A 20,203-nucleotide genomic window follows, 5' to 3' on the forward strand; every position below is an offset into this window, starting at 1 on the left:
TGGTTCCCTAAGTGAAGGGGCGTGCTGCGGCGATGGTCCGACGAGTGGGACGTGTCGGACGAATATCATCCGAGCCGGTGGAGCAATTGGCGTACTTGGCGTACGAGGGACAAGGGCCCGTACAGCATCCGATATGACGCTGGATCCGGCAGGGGGAGCCTGCCCCGGCGGCCCGGCACGAAACCGTGCCGGGCCGCCGGGTCGCCGTCACCCGGCGGGCCCGCCTACACCGCGTCGCGGCGCAGCCGGAACCAGTAGAAGCCGTGACCGGCGAGGGTGAGCAGGTACGGCCATTCGCCGATGGCCGGGAAGCGCACCCCGCCGATCAGCTCGACGGGATGCCGTCCGGTGAAGGACCGCAGGTCGAGCTCGGTGGGCTGGGCGAAGCGCGAGAAGTTGTTCACGCACAGGACGAGGTCGTCCTTGTACTCGCGCAGGAAGGCCAGCACGGCCGGGTTGGTGGAGGGCAGCTCGGTGTACGAGCCCAGGCCGAAGGCCGGGTTCTGCTTGCGGATCTCGACCATCCGACGGGTCCAGTGCAGCAGCGAGCTCGGTGAGCTCATCTGTGCCTCGACGTTGGTGACTTGGTAGCCGTAGACCGGGTCCATGATGGTCGGCAGGTAGAGCCGGCCCGGGTCGCAGGAGGAGAAGCCCGCGTTGCGGTCCGGGGTCCACTGCATGGGGGTGCGCACCGCGTCGCGGTCACCGAGCCAGATGTTGTCGCCCATGCCGATCTCGTCGCCGTAGTAGAGGATCGGCGACCCCGGCAGGGAGAGCAGCAGGGCGGTGAAGAGCTCGATCTGGTTGCGGTCGTTGTCCAGCAGCGGGGAGAGCCGGCGCCGGATGCCGATGTTGGCCCGCATGCGCGGGTCCTTGGCGTACTCGGCGTACATGTAGTCGCGCTCTTCGTCCGTCACCATCTCGAGCGTCAGCTCGTCGTGGTTGCGCAGGAAGATGCCCCACTGGCAGTTGCTGGGGATGGCCGGGGTCTTGGCCAGGATCTCCGAGACCGGGTAGCGGGACTCCCGGCGTACCGCCATGAAGATGCGCGGCATCACCGGGAAGTGGAAGGCCATGTGGCACTCGTCGCCCCCCTTGGCGTAGTCGCCGAAGTAGTCGACCACGTCCTCGGGCCACTGGTTGGCCTCGGCGAGCAGCACCGTGTCGGGGTAGTGGGCGTCGATCTCCTCGCGGACCATCTTCAGGAAGTCATGGGTGCGCGGCAGGTTCTCGCAGTTGGTGCCCTCCTCCTGGTACAGGTACGGCACCGCGTCCAGCCGGAAGCCGTCGATGCCGAGGTCCAGCCAGAACCGCAGGGCGGCCAGGATCTCCTCCTGGACCTTGGGGTTCTCGTAGTTGAGGTCCGGCTGGTGCGAGAAGAAGCGGTGCCAGTAGTACTGCTTGCGCACCGGGTCGAAGGTCCAGTTGGAGCTCTCGGTGTCGACGAAGATGATGCGGGCGTCCTGGTACTGCTTGTCGTCGTCGGCCCAGACGTAGTAGTCGCCGTAGGGGCCGTCCGGGTCCGTGCGGGACTGCTGGAACCACTCGTGCTGGTCGCTGGTGTGGTTGACGACGAAGTCGATGATCACCCGCATCCCGCGTTGATGGGAGGCGTCCACGAATTCCACGAAGTCGGCCAGGTCGCCGAACTCCGGCAGTACGGCCGTGTAGTCGGCGACGTCGTAGCCCCCGTCTCGCAGCGGCGAGGCGAAGAACGGCGGCAGCCACAGGCAGTCGATGCCGAGCCACTGCAGGTAGTCCAGTTTGGCAGTGAGCCCTTTGAGGTCGCCGATGCCGTCGCCGTTGCTGTCCTGGAAGGACCGTACGAGCACTTCGTAGAAGACGGCCCGCTTGAACCAGTCGGGGTCCCGGTCTTTGGCCGGGGTGTCTTCGAACGTGTCAGGTACGGGTTCGTTGACGATCAAGTGGGTGACCCTCCTGTCGATGGAGTAGGTCGCAGGGTGAGGATGTGCGCGGGCGCGCGGCCCGGCTCGAGGCGCACATAGTTGTCCCTGCCCCAGTGGTAGGTCTCGCCGGTGAGCTCGTCGCGCACCGGGGTGGACTCGTGCCATGCGAGGCCGAGTTCCGGCATGTTCAACGAGACGGTCGCCTCCTGGGTGTGGTGCGGGTCCAGGTTGACGACCACCAGTACGACGTCGCTGCCGTCGCCCGAGCGCTTGGAGTACGCCAGCACCGCGTCGTTGTTCACGGGGTGGAAGCGCAGGTCGCGTAGCTGCTGGAGCGCGGGGTGGCGGCGTCGCAGCCGGTTCAGCGTCGTGAGCAGCGGAGCCAGCGAACGGCCGTCGGCCTCGGCTGCCGCCCAGTCGCGGGGCTTGAGCTCGTACTTCTCCGAGTGTAGGTACTCTTCGCTTCCCTCGCGCACCGGCGCGTTCTCACAGAGCTCATATCCGGCGTACACCCCCCATGTGGGGGAAAGGGTCGCCGCCAGGACCGCACGCGCCTCGAACGCCGGGCGGCCGCCGTGCTGCAGGTAGGCGTGGAGGATGTCCGGGGTGTTGACGAAGAAGTTGGGCCGCATGTAGCTCGCGGCCTCACCGGACAGCTCCGTCAGGTACTCCGTCAGCTCCTGCTTGCCGTTGCGCCAGGTGAAGTACGTGTACGACTGCTGGAAGCCGATCTGGGCCAGGGTGTGCATCATGGCCGGACGGGTGAACGCCTCCGCCAGGAAGATGACGTCGGGGTCGGTGCGGTTGATGTCGGCGATGACCCTCTCCCAGAAGACCACCGGCTTGGTGTGCGGGTTGTCGACCCGGAAGATCCGCACCCCGTGGTCCATCCAGTGCCGCAGCACCCGCTCGGTCTCCTGCACGATGCCGCCCAAGTCGGCGTCGAAGGCGATCGGGTAGATGTCCTGGTACTTCTTCGGCGGGTTCTCGGCGTAGGCGATCGTGCCGTCCGCCCGGGTGGTGAACCACTCGGGGTGCTTGCCGACCCACGGGTGGTCCGGCGAGCACTGCAGCGCGAAGTCCAGGGCGATCTCCAGCCGCAGCTCGCGCGCCCGCTCCACGAAGAAGTCGAAGTCCTCGATCGTCCCGAGGTCGGGGTGGACGGCGTCGTGGCCGCCCTCGGCGGAGCCGATCGCCCAGGGCGAGCCGACGTCGTGCGGGCCGGCGTCTAGCGTGTTGTCCGGTCCCTTGCGGAACGCTGCGCCGATCGGGTGGACGGGGGGCAGGTAGACCACGTCGAAGCCCATCGCGGCGATCGCCGACAGCCGCTCGGCGGCCGTGCGGAAGGTGCCGGACCTCGGTGGCCGCCGGCCCGTGGGGTCCACCACGGCGCCCTCGGACCGGGGGAACATCTCGTACCAGGACCCGAACAGCGCCCGCTGCCGCTCCACCTGGAGGGCCGCCGGACGGGAGGCGCTCACCAGGTCGCGCAGCGGGTGCCGGCCGAGCACGTCCGCCACCTCGGGCGCGAGGGCGGCGGCGTGCCGCTCGGCGGGGGTGCGCGAGGTGTCGCGCAGGGCGTCGGCCAGGGCCAGCACCGTGGCCCGGCCGTCCTTCTTCGGTACCCCCGCCGCCGCGCGCTCGTGCAGTTCGGCCCCCTCGGCGAGGACCAGTTCGGTGTCGATGCCGGCGGGGATCTTGATGCCCGCGTGGTGCCGCCAGGTGGCCACCGGATCGCTCCAGGCCTCCACCGTGTACGTCCAGCGGCCCTCTGCGGTGGGCGTCACCTCGGCGCCCCACCGGTCGGTGCCGGGGGCGAGTTCGCGCATGGGGATCCGTGGCCCGGAACGTCCGGCGGGGTTGCGCAGGACCACGTTCGCCGCCACCGCGTCATGCCCCTCACGGAACACCGTCGCGGTGACCTGGAAGGTCTCGCCGACCACGGCCTTGGCGGGGCGGCGGCCGCAGTCGACCAGCGGGCGGACGTCCAGGACGGGGATACGACCGATCATTGCGCCTCACCAGTTTGTGCGGGTGGCCGGACGGGTACCTTCCGCTCTTTTTATCTGCTCCTTCGGATGCCTGCCTGTGGGCATGACCGCTCCTGTCCGCGTTCACTCGGGTGGGCGGATACGAGTTGTGGTGTGGGAGGGTTCGGCGCCGCGTCGCGCAAGGGTGAGCCTGCCCATTGGATGCCGGTCGAATACTCCCCGGGAAGGGGTACTGGCGCGTAAGTTGCGCGCCGGGCGGTCCCGGCGGCGCCCGGACGAAGACAACCGGCCACCGTCCGGCGGGCCGGCGCGCGGGGCCGCCGGGCCACCGGGCCACCACCGGTGACACCGTCCTGGCCGCCCGTCGTAGCCGTCGCGGTGCGTCCCGGCCGACGGCCCTGCCGCGACAGTCGTAGCCGCCGCCCGACACGCTGACGAGGCGTCCGCCGGGCGGCGCGCGGGGGCACCGGGACGGCCGGGACGTCCCGGTACGCCAGGGCACGGGTGCCGCGCGGCGCCGCCCCGCTTCGGGATGTTGGGTACCCGGTTGTCACCACCGCACCGAAAGATGCCGCTACCGTCGGAGTTGTGAAGGCTATTCGTCGATTCACCGTGCGAACCGTCCTGCCCGAACCACTACGTCCCCTGGGGGAGCTCGCGCAGAATCTGCGCTGGTCCTGGCACAACGAGACCCGCGAGCTGTTCCAGTCCGTCGACCCCGAGGGCTGGAGGGCGGCGGCCGGCGACCCGGTGCGGCTGCTCGGCGCCGTCTCCAAGGACCGGCTGAACGCCCTCGCCAAGGACCGCAGGTTCCTCCGCCGGCTCGGCACCGCCGTCGAGGACCTCCACGACTACCTCGGCAACCCGCGCTGGTACCAGGGCGCCGCCGAGGCCGGGGAACTCCCCTCCGCCATCGCCTACTTCTCACCCGAGTTCGGTATCACCGCCGCGCTGCCGCAGTACTCCGGAGGTCTCGGCATCCTGGCCGGCGACCACCTCAAGGCCGCCAGCGACCTGGGCGTGCCGCTGATCGGGGTGGGCCTGCTCTACCGGCACGGCTACTTCCGCCAGTCCCTGTCCCGGGACGGCTGGCAGCAGGAGCACTACCCGGTGCTCGACCCGAACGAGCTCCCGCTGTCGCTGCTGCGGGACGAGGACGGCGGCCCCGTCCTGATCGCGCTGGACCTCCCCGGCGGGCGCAGCCTGTGCGCCCACGTGTGGCGGGCCGGGGTGGGCCGGGTCCCGCTGCTGCTGCTTGACTCCGACGTCGAGGAGAACCACCCCAACGAACGGGACGTCACCGACCGCCTCTACGGGGGCGGCAGCGAGCACCGGCTGCTCCAGGAGATGCTGCTCGGCATCGGCGGCGTCCGTGCCGTGCGCACCTACTGCGCGCTGACCGGGCACCCGGAACCCGAGGTCTTCCACACCAACGAGGGCCACGCGGGCTTCCTGGGGCTGGAGCGCATCCGCGAGCTCGCGGCCGACGGAGAAGGGCTGGATTTCGACTCCGCCCTGGAGGCCGTGCGGGCGGGCACCGTCTTCACCACCCACACGCCCGTGCCGGCCGGCATCGACCGCTTCGACCGCGAGCTGGTCGCCCGGCACCTCGGCGACGACGGCGAGCTGCGCGGCGTCGACGTCCAGCGGGTGCTGGAGCTGGGGATGGAGACCTACCCCGGCGGCGACCCCAACGTCTTCAACATGGCCGTGATGGGGCTGCGGCTCGCGCAGCGCGCCAACGGCGTGTCCACCCTGCACGGCGGCGTCAGCCGGGAGATGTTCGCCGGGCTGTGGCCGGGCTTCGATCCGGAGGAGGTGCCGATCACCTCCATCACCAACGGCGTGCACGCCCCCACCTGGGTGGCGCCCGAGGTGTTCCGGCTCGGTGCCCGGCAGGCCGGCGTCCAGAACGCCGAGGACGCGATGACCACCGGGCTCGCCGACACCTGGGAGAGCGTCTTCCGCATCCCCGACGCGGCGATCTGGGAGCTCCGCCGGGAGCTGCGCGAACAGCTGGTGCGGGAGGTGCGCCGCCGGGTGCGCGCCTCCTGGCGGCAGCGCGGCGCCGGTTCGGCCGAGCTGGGCTGGGTCGATGACGTCCTCGACCCGGACGTGCTGACCATCGGTTTCGCTCGCCGGGTCCCGTCGTACAAGCGGCTCACCCTGATGCTGCGCGACCAGGACCGGCTGATGGAACTGCTGCTGCACCCGTCCCGGCCCATCCAGATCGTCGTCGCGGGCAAGGCGCACCCGGCAGACGACAGCGGCAAGCGGCTGGTGCAGGAGCTGGTGCGGTTCGCCGACGACCCCCGGGTGCGGCACCGCATCGTCTTCCTGCCGGACTACGACATGGCCATGGCCCAGCACCTCTACCCCGGGTGCGACGTCTGGCTGAACAACCCGCTGCGGCCGCTGGAGGCCTGCGGCACCTCGGGCATGAAGGCCGCGCTGAACGGCTGCCTCAACCTGTCCGTCCTGGACGGCTGGTGGGACGAGTGGTTCGACGGCAACAACGGGTGGGCGATCCCTACCGCCGACGGCTTCGGCGCGGCCGGCGACCCGGACCGCCGCGACGACATCGAGGCGGCCGCCCTCTACGACCTGGTCGAGAACCAGGTCGCGCCCCGGTTCTACGACCGCGGCGCGCACGGACTGCCGGTCCGCTGGATCGAGATGGTCCGGCACACCCTGAGCACCCTGGGGCCGAAGGTGCTCGCCGGGCGCATGGTCCGCGAGTACGTGACCCGGCTGTACGCGCCCGCCGCGCGCGCCCACCGCCTCGCGGGCGGCGGGGAGTCCGTCGAACTCGCCGCGTGGAAGCGGCGGGTGCGCGAGCAGTGGCCCATGGTCGGCGTCGACCACGTGGAGACCGGTGCCTCGGTCGGCGGCTCCCCGGAACTCGGGAGCACGCTCACCCTGCGGGTCCAGGTGGCCCTCGGCGGCCTGGAACCCGGGGACGTGGACGTCCAGGTGGTGTCCGGGCGCGTCGACGACTCCGACCGGATCGCCGACCCGACGGTGGTCTCCCTCAAGCCGGGCGGCCGGCCGGACCTGGAGGGCCGCTGGCTCTACGAGGGCCCGCTCTCCCTCGACCGGACCGGCCCCTTCGGCTACACCGTCCGCGTCCTGCCGATGCACCGGCTGCTCGCCTCGGTCGCCGAGCTGGGACTGATCGCCGTGCCGCCCGAGGCGACGGGGATGACGGCCGGCGTGCTGCGCTGAGCCGGACGTCCTCCCCGGGAACGGGACCGGGCCCCGGCCCTAGGTGAACACGGCCGGGGCCCGGCGTGTGCGGTCAGCCGACGGGGATCAGCTGCTGGTGTTCACCGCGGTGTCGTCGACCACGAAGCTCGTCTGCAGCGAGGAGTCCTCGGTGCCGGTGAACTTCAGGGTGACAGTGGAGCCGGCGAAGGAGTTCAGGCTGAAGGACTTCTGGGTGTAGCCCGTGGCCTTGTTGAGGTTGGAGTAGGTGGCCAGGGTGGTCGAGCCGGCCGTGACCGTCAGCTTGTCGTACTGGGTGCTGGTGGTCGTCTCGGCGGAGTCGATGTGCAGCCAGAAGGTGAAGGTCGCCTTGCAGCCGGCCGGGATGGTCACCGACTGGGTGAGCGTGTCGGTGTGGGTGGAGCCGTAGCCGTCCAGCCACGCCTTGTACGAACCGCCGTGGGCGGCCTGGCCGCTGTCGTTGGTGATCACACCGCTGGTCGCCGTCCAGGAGGCGCTGCCGGACTCGAAGCCGGGGTTGCCGAGCAGCTGGGCGGAGGCGCAGCTGCCGGGGGTGGTGACGGTCCAGGTGAACGAGGCGGTGCCGGTCTTGGCGGCGGAGTCGGTGACCGTGACCGTGGTGTTGTACGTGCCCGCGGCGGTCGGGGTGCCGGAGACCAGGCCCGTGGAGGCGTTGATCGACAGACCGGAGGGCAGGCCGCTCGCCGCGTAGCTCAGCGCGCCGCTGTTGGTGCTGCTGGCCTGGATCTGCAGGCTGACGGCGGTGCCGACGGTGCTGCCCTGGTTGCCGGGGTTGGTGACCGTGACGCCCGAGACGGGCGCGTGGCTGCCGACGCCGATGCCCGCGAAGGCGTTCTGCACGCCCGCGTACTGGGCGGAGCCCGCGCCGTAGAGGGCCTGGGCGGCGTTCAGCGAGGCGGTGCGTGCGCCCGCGTAGTTGGTGCTGCTGGTCATGTACGTGGTCAGCGCCTTGTACCAGATCTGCAGCGCGGCGGCGCGGCCGATGCCGGCGACGGCGATGCCGTCGGCGGTCGGGCTGTTGTAGCTGACCCCGTTGATCACCTTGGCGCCGCTGCCCTCGGAGAGCAGGTAGAACATGTGGTTCGCCGGGCCCGAGGAGTAGTGGACGTCCACGTTGCCGATGCCGGAGTACCAGTTGTCGGGCGAGGTGCCGTCGCGGGACGGCTTGTCCTGGTAGCGCAGCGGGGTGCCGTTGCCGTTGATGTTGATCTCTTCACCGATGAGGTAGTCACCGATGTCGTTGCTGTTGTTCGCGTAGAACTCGACGCCGGTGCCGAAGATGTCGGAGGTCGCCTCGTTCAGGCCGCCGGACTCCCCGGAGTAGGTGAGGTTCGCCGTGGCGGAGGTGACGCCGTGGCTCATCTCGTGGCCCGCGACGTCCAGCGAGGTCAGCGCGTGGGTGTTGCCCGAGCCGTCGCCGTAGGTCATGCAGAAGCAGCTGTCGTCCCAGAAGGCGTTGACGTAACCGCTGCTGTAGTGGACCCGCGAGTACGCGGCGACACCGTCGTTGCGGATGCCGCTGCGGCCGAAGGTGGTCTTGTAGAAGTCCCAGGTCGTCTGGGCGCCGTAGGCGGCGTCGGCGCCCGCGGTCTGGGTGTTGGAGCCGGTGCCGTCGCCCCAGACGTCGTCGGCGTCGGTGAACAGGGTCCCGGTGCCGGAGGTGCCGCGGTTGAGGTTGTACGTCTTGTGGCCGCCGCGGGTCGTGTCGTTCAGCTGGTACGTCGAGCCGGACAGCGTCGTGGACAGCGTCACCTGGCCGCTGTACTGGGTGTTGCCGGTGCCGGTCTTGACGTCCTGGTACCGGTGGAGCTCCTTGCCGGTCACGGCGTCGGTGACGACGTGCAGCCGGCTCGGCGTGCCATCGTCCTGCAGGCCGCTCACCACGGTCTCCCAGGCGAGCTTCGGCGTGCCCTGGCCGGCCCAGATCACCTTGCGGGCGTTGTCGGCGGCGGGCGCCTCGGCCTTGAGCGTCTTGGCGGTCTTCAGCGCGGCGGTGGTCGCGGCGGACTCGGCGACCTTCGGCGTCGTCGAGGCGACCGTGATCCGCTGGTCGGTGTTGAACGTCGTGCCGACCGTGCCGGTGCCCTTGGCGGGCGTGTGCACCACGAGGTCGCCGCCGAGCACGGGGAGCCCGGCGTAGGTGCGCTCGTAGCGGGTGTGCAGCGTGCCGTCGGCGTCCTTGACGACGTCCTTGACGACCAGCTTCTCCTTGCTGCCCAGACCCAGCGACCGGGCCGTGACGGCCGTGCGGTCGCTCGCGCTCCTGATCAGTGCGGTGCGCTGGGTGGGGGTGAGCTTCGCCTCGAGGGCTCCGGCGCGGAGCTGGCTCGTGTGGGGGGCGGCGTTCGCCGTCGCGGACGTGGCCGGTATGCCGACGGCGATGAACGCGGCGGTGGCGACCACACTGGCGGCCGCGACTGCCTTGCGGGGGGATCGTCTCACTCGGACTCCTACTGCGTCGGCCGCGGTTGGCGGCCGGGGACAGCCGGGCAGACGGGGTGTGCTGCCCGGGCGGAACTAGCCGTGCGGGTGGGACGTGCGGAGTTCGGACGGTGCGTCAGCACGAAGCGGTGCGGTGTGGGCGTACTGACGGCCGACCGGGGGAAGAGTGCCACTGTTGATGGCTTGGTGTCATGTACGTGACGAGAAGTTGGCCGAATTCGTCCTCTGAGGGGGACGCGGAGTTCGCATTCCGGACAGTGCGGGGCGAACGGTTGGTTCCGGCGGGGTGGGGGGTGGGGCCGGCGAGACAGCCGACCCAACCACTCACCCCCGCCACCAGGCCAAGGGGGCTCCGAGGGCCGACCGGTGAGCCCCGCCGACACCAACGCGCCACGCGCGCCGGCCGTGACCCTAGACCAGGCTGTCGCGCCAGGCCTGGTGCAGATCGGCGAAGCGGCCCGCGCCGGAGACGAGTTCGGCCGGGGTGCCGTCCTCCACGACGCGGCCCCGGTCCATCACCAGCACCCGGTCCGCGATCTCCACCGTCGACAGCCGGTGCGCGATGATCACGGCCGTGCGGCCGCGCAGCACCTCGCGCATCGCCTGCTGCACCGCGCGCTCGCCCGGCACGTCCAGCGAGGAGGTCGCCTCGTCCAGGATGAGCACCGCCGGATCGGCCAGCAGGGCGCGGGCGAAGGCCACCAACTGGCGCTGGCCCGCGGAGATGCGGCCGCCGCGCTTGCGGACGTCGGTGTCGTAGCCCTCGGGCAGCGCCGCGATGAAGTCATGGGCGCCGATCGCCCGGGCGGCGGCCTCGATCTCCTCGCGGGTGGCCTCCGGACGGCCGATGGAGATGTTCTCGGCGACGGTGCCGGAGAAGAGGAACGCCTCCTGGGTCACCATGACCACCCCGCGGCGCAGTTCCGGCAGGGCCAGGTCGCGCAGGTCCACCCCGTCCAGGGTGACCCGGCCGTCGGTCGGGTCGTAGAACCGGGCCAGCAGCTTGGCCAGCGTCGACTTGCCCGCACCGGTGGCGCCGACCACCGCGACCGTCTGCCCGGCAGGCAGCCTCAGGTCGAAGCGGGGCAGCACCTCGCCGCCCGTCCGGTACGCGAAGCGGACCTGCTCGAAGACGACCTCACGGCCGGGGATGTCCGCCTGCGTGGCCGGCAGCGCCCGCGGCGTCTCCGGCTCGGGCACCGAGGGCCGCTGCGCCAGCAGCCCGGCGATCTTCTCCAGTGAGGCGGCCGCCGACTGGTAGGAGTTGAGGAACATGCCGAGCGGGTCGATCGGCGCGTACAGCCGCCGCAGGTAGAGCACGAAGGCGGCGAGCACGCCCAGCGCCAGCGAGCCGGAGGCCACGCGGTACGCGCCCCACAGCACCACCAGCGCCACCGAGGTGTTGGCGATCATCCAGGAACCGACGGTGAAGCGGCCCATCTCCAGGATCGCGTCGCCGTTGGCCTGCCGGTGGGCGGCGTTGAGCTCGTCGAACGCCTCGTCGTTCGCCTTCTCGCGGCGGAAGGCCTGCACGGGCCGGATGCCGTTCATCGTCTCGGTGAAGCGCACGATCACGGACGCGATCGCCGCGGAGCGGCGCGTGTAGACCTTGGCCGAGCGGCGCCGGAAGATCCGCACGGTCACCACCAGCGGCACCGCGGTGGCGAGCGCGAACAGGCCGAGCCCCCAGTCCAGCCACAGCAGCACCGCCGAGATGTAGAGCACCGACAGCCCGACGTTGAGCAGCTCCTGGAGGCCCTCGGTCAGCAGCTCCCGGATCGACTCCACGTCGGAGGTGGCGCGGGCGATGATCCGGCCCGAGGTGTACCGCTCGTGGAAGTCCAGGCCGAGCGCCTGGGCGTGCCGGAAGATCCGGCCGCGTAGCTCGACCAGGACGTCCTGGCAGACCCGGCCTGCCTGCCGGATGAACGAACGCTGCAGCAGAGCGCCGGCGACGGCGCAGCCGATGTAGCCGACCGCCACCGCGATCAGCGGACCGTGGTCGTCGCGGCGCAGCGCCGGGATGGCCCGGTCGATCGCCAACGCCACGATCAGCGGGCCCGCCTGCACGGCCGCCTGCTGCACCAGCAGGAGCACGGCGGCCAGCCACACCCGCCGCCGGTGCGGCCCGACGAGTTCCCGCAGCAGGGCGCGTGACGCCCCCTCGGGCGCCGGGAGCCGGTCCAGGTCGAGGGGGTCGTCCTCCCGGCCCGTGCGTGCCTCCCCGGTGTCCCGGTGCCCCGCCGGTTCCTCGTCGGCCGACTGTTCGGCGGGCTGCGACTCCGTGACGGAGGTCATCGGGTGCTGCTCCCTTCGAATTGCGCGTGGTCCGGCGCGGCGGTCGTGCTCGCGTCCTGGCCGGACATCAGGCGGCGGTAGGCCGCGGAGGAGGACAGCAGCTCCTGGTGGGTGCCGACCGCGGTGACCCGGCCCTCGGACAGCAGCGCCACCCGGTCGGCGAGCATCACCGTGGAGGGGCGGTGCGCCACCACCAGCGCCGTCGTGGTGGCCAGCACCTGGCGCAGGGCCGCCTCGACGAGGGCCTCGGTGTGCACGTCGAGGGCGGACAGGGGGTCGTCCAGCACCAGGAAGCGGGGGCGGCCGACGACCGCACGGGCCAGCGCGAGCCGCTGCCGCTGACCACCGGACAGGCTCAGGCCCTGCTCGCCGACCTGGGTGTCCACACCCTGCGGCAGCTTGTGGACGAAGTCGCACTGGGCGATCTCCAGCGCCCGCAGCAGATCCGTCTCATCGGCGTCGGGCGCGCCCATCAGCACGTTCTCCCGCACGCTGGCGGAGAACAGGGTCGGTTCCTCGAAGGCCGTCGCGACCAGGGAGCGCAGCGTGGACCGGGTGAGCAGCGCGGCGTCGGTGCCGTCCAGCGTGATACGGCCGCCGGTCGGCTCGTACAGCCGCGGGATGAGCGAGGTCAGGCTCGTCTTGCCGCTGCCCGTCGCGCCGACCAGCGCCACGGTCTCGCCGCTGCGGATGTGCAGGTCGATCCCGGTGAGCAGGTCGGGGGTGCCCTCGGGGGCGTCGGGGTAGCGGAAGCGGACGGCGCTGAACCGGATGCCGTCGGCGGGCCGCCCCTCCTCACCGGGGGCCGCACCGGCACCCGTGCCCGTCCCCGTCTCCGGCGGGACCTCGGTGTCCAGGACCTCGAAGACGCGGTCGGCGGCGGTGGCCGCCTCGTTGCTGAAGGACAGCAGCCAGCCCAGCGACTCCACCGGCCAGCGCAGCGCGAGCGCCGTGGAGAGGAAGGCGACCAGCGTGCCCGCCGACAGGTCGCCGTCGGCGACCTGCACCACGCCCAGGACCAGCGCCGCGCCGAGGGCGACGTCAGGCAGGCCGACGATGACCATCCACAGGTCGGCCAGCAGCCGGGCCTTGCGGAGCTCTGTGCCGCGCAGTTCGCGCGACTGCCGGCGGAAGGCCTCGGCCTGGCTGCGGTGGCGGCCGAAGGCCTTGATGATGCGGATGCCGAGCACCGACTCCTCGACCAGCGTGGTCAGGTCGCCGACCTGGTCCTGCGCGGTCCGGGAGGCGAGCTGGTAGCGCGACTCGAAGTACGAGCAGAGGATCACCAGCGGCACGACCGGCCCCAGCAGGATCAGCCCCAGTGACCAGCGCTGCACGAACAGGATGCCGAAGCCCGCCAGGATGGTGGCGGTGTTGACCGCGAGGAAGACCATCGGGAAGGTCAGGAACATCCGCAGGATCTGCAGGTCGTTGGTGGCCCGGGAGAGCAGCTGCCCCGATCCCCAGCGGTCGTGGAAGGACACCGGCAGGCGCTGCAGCCGCCGGTAGAGGTCCGCCCGGATCGTGGCCTCGAGCGCGGCCATGGGGCGCGCCACCAGCCAGCGCCGTACGCCGAAGAGCCCGGCCTCCAGGAGGCCGAGCAGCAGCACCAGCCCGCCGCCGAGCCACACCCCGGACGGATCGTGGTGGGCGACCGGGCCGTCCACGATCCACTTCAGGACCAGGGGGATCAGCAGCGCGAGGCAGGACGCGACCACGGCCACGCCCGCGGAACCGAACAGCCGGTGGCTGATCGGCTTCACGTACGGCCACAGGCGCCGCAGCGAGCGCACCGCGGATCGGGAACGTTCGGGCTCGGGTTGGTTGGTCGACTCAGGCATCGTTTCAGAGACTACGTGCGACCACCGACAACGCTCATCCGGATTTTCGGCCGAGGTCGCGCACGGCGGGCACCGCCAGCAGCGCCACGCACACCAGCAGGGTCACCGCGCCCCCGGCGAGCAGCACCGGGCGCGCCCCGAAGAAGCCCGCCGCCGGCCCCGCGAGGGCCTGGCCGACGGGCAGCATGGCGACCGAGCCGGCGACCTCGTACGCGTGGATCCGGTTGAGGATCTCACCGGGCACCTGGGTCTGGACGCTGGTGGCCCACATCACACTCCAGAACGCCCAGGCCGTCCCGGCCACCAGCACCGCCCCTGCGACCGCCGGCACCGGCAGCCCGGCGCCGACCGCCGCCGGGTAGAGCGCGAACCCGAACAGCGCCACGGCCCCGCCCCGCAGAGGCCGGGCCGGCCGCAGCCGTATCGCCAGCAGCCCGCCGAGCGCGGTGCCCGCCCCCAGCGCGGAGGAGACCAGGCCGTACGCCTTCGGGCCGTGCGCGGGCAGGATCTCGCCGGCCGCCAGCGGGGTCACCGGGCCCATGACGAGGATCATGAAGCCCATCCAGATGACGATCACCGACCACATCCAGGTGCGGGCCCGGAACTCCCGCCACCCCTCGACCAGGTCGGCCCGGAAACTGCTGCGCGGCGCGGCGTCCCGCGGCCCCCGGGCGGTGCGCCCCGGCAGCCGGAGCAGCAGCAGGCAGACGGCGCTCACCGCGTACGTGCCGGCGTGCGCGGCGAACACCCCGCCCGCGGAGGTGAAGGCCACGAGTACCCCGGCGAGTGCCGGTCCGGCCAGCGCCATCAGCGACTCGGCGGTGCGCACCACCCCGTTCGCCTCCTGGACGTCCCGGGCCACCAGGGGCACCGTGCTCGCCACCCCGGGCTGGAACATGGCGCCCGCCACGCCGTTGACCGCGCCGATCAGGCAGATCTGCCAGAGCACGACGTGCCCCGAGAAGAAGAGCCAGGCGGCCAGCGACTGCGTGCCGACCCGCGCCAGGTCCGCGCCGATCATCAGGCCGCGGGCGCTGAACCGGTCGGCGAACACCCCGCCGAGGACGACCAGCCCGGCGAAGCAGGCGGTGAAGGAGGCCATGGCGTAGCCGATGTCCCCGGCGCCGTAGCCGTGCTGGAGCAGTCCCGCCGACAGTGCGACGGGCAGCATCGAGTCGCCGAGCATGGCGACGCTGCGGGCGGTGAAGTACAGGCTGAACCCCCGTGACCACAGGCGGTCCCGGGGGACGCCCGGTGTGTCGAGGGCGGAGGCGCACGGCGGCGAGGGCGGGGGTGCGGAGGTCACGGCCGACCAGTGTGGACTGGACCAATTGGCCGAGTCCACACCTTTGCCGCCGCGTCTCGCCCCTCAGACGGCGCGCAGCAGCAGCACCGTCCTCCCCGGCACGGTCAGTGCCCGCCCGCCGGGGTGGCGGCTGCCCGGCGGTTCCGCCTGGTCCTCGCGCGAGGTGTCGAGCAGCAGCTCGTACTCCCGGGCCCACGGCCCGCCCGGCAGGGTGAAGCGGACCGGGCGGTGCGAGGCGTGGAAGACCGCCAGGAAGCTGTCGTCGGCCACCGGGCGGCCGCGGGCGTCGCGGTGCGGGATGTCGGCGCCCGACAGGTACATCCCGAGCGTGGACGTGGGGCCGTGCCAGTCGGCGTCGGTCATCTCCCGGCCCTGCGCGGTGAACCAGGCCAGGTCCCGCAGTCCCTCGGCGGACTGCGGTCGGCCGGAGAAGAAGGCCCGCCGGCGCAGTACGGGGTGGGCCCGGCGCAGCGCGATCAGCCGGGCGGTCAGCTCGCGCAGCGAGGCCCAGGCCGGCTCCTCCGGCAGCGACCAGTCCAGCCAGCTGATCTCGTTGTCCTGGCAGTACGCGTTGTTGTTGCCGCCCTGGGTGCGGCCCGCCTCGTCGCCGGCCACCAGCATCGGCACGCCGGTCGACAGCAGCAGCGTCGAGAGCATGTTGCGCAGCTGGCGGCGGCGCAGCCCGCCCACGGCCGGGTCGTCGGTCTCGCCCTCGTGGCCGCAGTTCCAGGCCCGGTTGTCGTCGGTGCCGTCGCGGTTGTCCTCGCCGTTGGCCTCGTTGTGCTTGCGCTCGTAGCTCACCAGGTCGCGCAGGGTGAAGCCGTCGTGCGCGGTGATGAAGTTGACCGAGGCGTACGGACGGCGCCCGCCCCACGCGTAGAGGTCGCTGGAGCCGGACAGCCGGTACCCCAGGTCGCGCACGTCCTGCCGGGTGCCGCGCCAGAAGTCCCGGACGGTGTCGCGGTAGCGGTCGTTCCACTCCGTCCACAGCGGCGGGAAGGCGCCGACCTGGTAGCCGCCGGAGCCCACGTCCCAGGGTTCGGCGATGAGCTTGACCCGGCGCAGCACCGGGTCCTGGGCGATGACGGCGAGGAAGGGGGAGAGCATGTCGACGTCGTGCATCGACCGGGCGAGCGCCGCGGCGAGGTCGAAGCGGAAGCCGTCGACGCCCATCTCGGTCACCCAGTAGCGCAGGGAGTCGGTGATCAGCCGCAGGACCTGGGGCTGGACGACGTGGAGGGTGTTGCCGCAGCCGGTGTAGTCGGCGTACCGGCGCGCGTCGCCCGCCAGCCGGTAGTAGCCGCGGTTGTCGATGCCGCGCAGGGAGAGGGTGGGCCCGAACTCGCTGCCCTCGGCGGTGTGGTTGTAGACGACGTCGAGTATCACCTCCAGACCCGCGTCGTGCAGGGCGCGCACCATCCGCTTGAACTCGCCCACCTGCTGACCGCGGGTGCCGGTCGCGGCGTAGCCGGCGTGCGGGGCGAAGTAGCCGATCGAGTTGTAGCCCCAGTAGTTGCGCAGGCCCCGGCGGAGCAGATGGTCCTCGTGGGCGAACTGGTGCACCGGCAGCAGTTCGACGGCCGTCACACCGAGGCCGGTGAGGTACTCGACGGCCGCCGGGTGGGCCAGCCCGGCGTAGGTGCCGCGCAGTTCGGGCGGGATGCCGGGGTGGCGCATGGTGAAGCCGCGGACGTGCAGCTCGTAGATGACGGAGTCGGCCCAGGGCGTCTTGGGACGGCGGTCGTCCGTCCAGGGGTCGTCGTCGTCCACCACGACGCCCTTGGGCACGTACGGGGCCGAGTCGCGGTTGTCCCGGACGGTGTCGGCGACCGCCTGCTCCGGCCAGTCGCGGACGTGGGCGTACACCTCGGGCGGCAGCGTGAAGTCGCCGTCGACCGCCCGCGCGTACGGGTCCAGCAGCAGCTTGGCCGGATTCCAGCGGGCACCGGTCCACGGGTCCCAGCGGCCGCCGACCCGGTAGCCGTAGCGGTGGCCGGGCAGCACCCCGGGCACGAAGCCGTGCCAGATCTCATGGGTCAGTTCGGTCAGCGGGACCCGGGTCTCGGTCCCCTCGTCGTCGAACAGGCACAGCTCCACCGACTCGGCGCCGCCCGCCCACAGGGCGAAGTTCGTGCCCGGGCGTCCGTCGGGTCCGGTGTGGAAGCGCGCCCCCAGCGGCTGCGGGCTGCCCGGCCACACCACGGCGTCCCCGGCCCCCGCGGGCCCCGGCACGGCCGGCGCGGTCTCCGGGCGCGGCAGCGGCACGGCCACGGGGGCGGTCCGGTGGCCGTTCGGGCGCCGCTTTCCGGCCCGGTCGACCGATTCGTCCTCGCGCGTCTCCGACACGTGCTCGCCTCCTGCGGCTCGGGGGACGCCGGACCCGGCCGGCGCCGGCCGTGCCCGTGCGCGGCGCGGTGTCCCTCCGCGCGCGCGTCGCGCCCTCCCGCTTTACCTTCCCGTTCACCCTGCGGCGTCACACGCGTGATCGATCGGACGCGTCGCAGACGTTTCCCCGGGGCCGTCCGGTCGTTGACCGAACGTGACGACTGCGGTGCGGCGCGCTCTGCGCGCGGGGGCGGGGCTTGCCACCGCCATGTGGCTGGCGGGGATGCTGACGGCGTGCGGGCTCGGGTTCGGGCCGGCGGACAGCGGTGCGCCGGCCGACGACACCCCGACGGTGTCAGAGGCGAGGATCAGGATCACTCCGGTGGACGGAGCCCGTGACGTGGAGGCGGACGACCCGCTCACGGTCGAGGCCCAGGACGGCCGGCTCACCTCCGTGCAGGTCGAGGACGGGGACGGGGAGGTGGTCGAGGGCGTGTTCACCGCCGACCGGTCCCGCTGGCACGCCCGGTCCAGGCTGTCGCTCTCGGAGAAGTACACGGTGGACGCCGTCGCCGAGGACACGGGAGGCCGGCGCGCCGCCAAGCACGCGGTGTTCACCACCCTCGTCCCCAAGAACACCCTCATCGGCTACTTCACCCCCGAGGACGGCCAGACCGTCGGCACGGGGATGATCGTCTCCCTGGACTTCAACCGGCCGGTCGCCGACCGCGAGGCCGTCGAGCGCGCCGTCCGCGTCGGCTCCTCGCCCGCCGTGGAGATCGCCCCGCACTGGTTCGGCGACCGGCGCCTCGACTTCCGGCCCCGTGAACGCTGGCTCCCCGGCACGAAGGTGACGCTCTCGCTGCGGCTGCGCGACGTCGAGACCGCCCCCGGGGTCTACGGGGTGCAGTCCAAGGACGTCACCTTCGACATCGGCCGGGACCAGACCAGCACCGTGGACGCCGCCGCGCACACCCTGACGGTCAGCCGCGGCGGGCAGGTGACACGTGTCCTGCCGATCTCGGCGGGAGCCCCGTCCAACCCGACCTACAACGGCGCGATGGTCATCTCCGAGAAGCTCCGGCTGACCCGGATGAACGGGGACACGGTGGGCTTCGGCGGCGAGTACGACATCCCCGACGTCCCGCACGCCATGCGGCTCACCCGCTCCGGCACCTTCGTGCACGGCAGTTACTGGGCCGCCCCAGGCACTTTCGGCGCGGCCAACACCAGCCACGGCTGCGTCGGCCTCTACGACGTGAAGGGCGGCGGCGCGGTCACCCCGGCGGGCTGGTTCTTCGCGCACTCGCTCGTCGGCGACCTGGTCACCGTGGTCAACTCCCACGACCGCACCGTCTCTCCGGACAACGGTCTGGGCGGCTGGAACATGACCTGGGAGCAGTGGGTGGCGGGCGCCTGAGACCGGGCCCGGCGACTGGGACGGAACGGTGACAATACCGGGATCCACAACACCGGTTTCGTGTGGTTTTCTAAGCGCAAGGTGAGGGGGACTCACACTTGGGCCACGGGGCCACGGGCCGGTTTTGGGGAGACGACAGTTGAAGGCGATACAGGGCGCGCCGGGCGCAAGGCGGACCACCTTGGCCCTGGCGGTGGGGGCGATGCTGCTCCTGGTCAGCGCGTGCGGGGGCAGCGCCAGCGGCGACAGCAAGGACGGCGACAAGGCCAGGCCCGGTGCCTCGGCCTCGCAGGGCGGCAAGGGTGACACGACCGAGTCGCAGGCCGTCGTCACCATCGCGCCGGAGGACGGCGCCGACGAGGTGGCCACGGCGGGGGACCTCAAGGTCACCGCCGGCAAGGGCAAGCTCACCTCGGTCGTGGTGAAGAGCGGCAAGGGCGACCCGGTCGAGGGCAAGATATCCGCCGACGGCACCAGTTGGGAGCCGACCGAGACGCTGGGCACCTCCACCAAGTACTCGGTGGACGCGATAGCCAAGGACGGCGCGGGCCGTGAGTCGGCGAAGCACGCGAGCTTCACCACGGTCACCCCGAAGGACACGTTCATCGGCTTCTTCACCCCCGAGGACGGCCAGACGGTCGGCGTCGGCATGCCGGTCTCGCTCAAGTTCAACCGGGCGATCACCGACAAGAAGGCGGTGCAGGACGCGATCAAGGTGACCGCGAGCCCCTCGGTCCCCGTCGTCGGCCACTGGTACGGCGACCAGCGCGTCGACTTCCGTCCCGAGAAGTACTGGGCCAAGGGCACCAAGATCACCCTTTCCCTGCGGCTGAACGGGGTCCAGGCCGCCAAGGGCGTCTACGGCACCCAGTCCAAGGATGTGCACTACACCATCGGCCGCAGCCAGGTCAGCATCGTGGACGCCGCGAAGCACACGATGAAGGTCTACCGCGACGGCAAGCTGCTGAAGACCATCCCGATCACCTCGGGCGGGCCCGGTACGACCACCTACAACGGCAAGATGGTCATCACCGAGCGGTACAAGGTGACCCGCATGAACGGCGACACCGTGGGCTTCGGCGGCGAGTACGACATCAAGGACGTGCCGAACGCCCAGCGCCTGACCACCTCGGGCACCTTCATCCACGGCAACTACTGGGCCTCGTCGGGGACGTTCGGCAACGCCAACGTCAGTCACGGCTGCGTGGGCCTGCGGGACGTGCGCGGCGGCAACGGCGCCACCCCGTCCTCCTGGTTCTACAACAGCTCGATGATCGGTGACGTCGTGGAGGTCAGGAACTCCCACGACAAGACCGTGCAGTGGTGGAACGGGCTCAACGGCTGGAACCTGCCGTGGAGCCAGTGGACCCCCGCCTCCTGACGCGCCCCGTGAGGCACGTCGCAGCGTAAACGGGCGTTCACGGATA

The 20,203-nt window shown here is 71.7% G+C and carries 10 protein-coding genes; 3 read left to right on the top strand and 7 right to left on the bottom strand.

All coding sequences use genetic code 11. The features are described 5' to 3' along the window. Window positions 1-224: 224 nt before the first annotated feature. Together treS and ACFW3D_RS10735 are read right to left on the bottom strand one after the other, a co-directional pair. Window positions 225-1,925: a maltose alpha-D-glucosyltransferase gene (gene treS, locus ACFW3D_RS10730; protein WP_500503617.1), complete on the bottom strand. Its 1,701-nt coding sequence runs from the start codon at window positions 1,923-1,925 to the stop codon at window positions 225-227. Then, the gene (locus ACFW3D_RS10735; protein WP_500503619.1) at window positions 1,922-3,919 is read right to left on the bottom strand and encodes an alpha-1,4-glucan--maltose-1-phosphate maltosyltransferase; all 1,998 of its coding nucleotides are present in this window, start codon (window positions 3,917-3,919) and stop codon (window positions 1,922-1,924) included. Before ACFW3D_RS10735 ends, treS begins: the two co-directional genes overlap by 4 nt. 567 nt (window positions 3,920-4,486) lie before the next feature. Between ACFW3D_RS10735 and glgP the strand changes: the two genes are divergently transcribed. Further along, the gene (gene glgP, locus ACFW3D_RS10740; RefSeq protein WP_500503621.1) at window positions 4,487-7,123 is read left to right on the top strand and encodes an alpha-glucan family phosphorylase; all 2,637 of its coding nucleotides are present in this window, start codon (window positions 4,487-4,489) and stop codon (window positions 7,121-7,123) included. 87 nt (window positions 7,124-7,210) lie between these two features. On the opposite strand, the gene ACFW3D_RS10745 is transcribed toward glgP, so the two are convergent. The 5 genes from ACFW3D_RS10745 to glgX all read right to left on the bottom strand — a co-directional run bounded on the left by ACFW3D_RS10745 (window position 7,211) and on the right by glgX (window position 17,377). Continuing rightward, on the bottom strand, window positions 7,211-9,586 hold the full coding sequence (locus ACFW3D_RS10745) for a M4 family metallopeptidase (protein WP_500503623.1): 2,376 nt from the start codon (window positions 9,584-9,586) through the stop codon (window positions 7,211-7,213). Window positions 9,587-9,997: 411 nt separating this feature from the next. Further along, on the bottom strand, window positions 9,998-11,884 hold the full coding sequence (locus ACFW3D_RS10750; RefSeq protein ID WP_500503626.1) for an ABC transporter ATP-binding protein: 1,887 nt from the start codon (window positions 11,882-11,884) through the stop codon (window positions 9,998-10,000). Beyond that, window positions 11,881-13,725: an ABC transporter ATP-binding protein gene (locus ACFW3D_RS10755; protein ID WP_500503628.1), complete on the bottom strand. Its 1,845-nt coding sequence runs from the start codon at window positions 13,723-13,725 to the stop codon at window positions 11,881-11,883. Before ACFW3D_RS10755 ends, ACFW3D_RS10750 begins: the two co-directional genes overlap by 4 nt. Window positions 13,726-13,759: 34 nt before the next feature. Beyond that, the gene (locus tag ACFW3D_RS10760; RefSeq protein WP_500503761.1) at window positions 13,760-14,959 is read right to left on the bottom strand and encodes an MFS transporter; all 1,200 of its coding nucleotides are present in this window, start codon (window positions 14,957-14,959) and stop codon (window positions 13,760-13,762) included. A 135-nt stretch (window positions 14,960-15,094) separates the two neighbouring features. Next, on the bottom strand, window positions 15,095-17,377 hold the full coding sequence (gene glgX / locus ACFW3D_RS10765) for a glycogen debranching protein GlgX (RefSeq protein ID WP_500503630.1): 2,283 nt from the start codon (window positions 17,375-17,377) through the stop codon (window positions 15,095-15,097). A 262-nt stretch (window positions 17,378-17,639) separates the two neighbouring features. On the opposite strand from glgX, the gene ACFW3D_RS10770 reads away from it, so the two are divergent. Both ACFW3D_RS10770 and ACFW3D_RS10775 read left to right on the top strand, forming a co-directional pair. Next, window positions 17,640-18,776, top strand: coding sequence for a L,D-transpeptidase (locus tag ACFW3D_RS10770; RefSeq protein ID WP_500503762.1), 1,137 nt, complete (start codon window positions 17,640-17,642; stop codon window positions 18,774-18,776). A 202-nt stretch (window positions 18,777-18,978) separates the two neighbouring features. Beyond that, a complete protein-coding gene (locus ACFW3D_RS10775) occupies window positions 18,979-20,157 on the top strand; it encodes a L,D-transpeptidase (protein ID WP_500503763.1) in 1,179 nt (392 codons plus the stop codon). The last annotated feature ends 46 nt before the right edge of the window (window positions 20,158-20,203 follow it).

Origin of the sequence: Streptomyces sp. NPDC058864 (assembly GCF_042742985.1) — a bacterium.
In the GTDB taxonomy this organism is placed as follows: domain Bacteria; phylum Actinomycetota; class Actinomycetes; order Streptomycetales; family Streptomycetaceae; genus Actinacidiphila.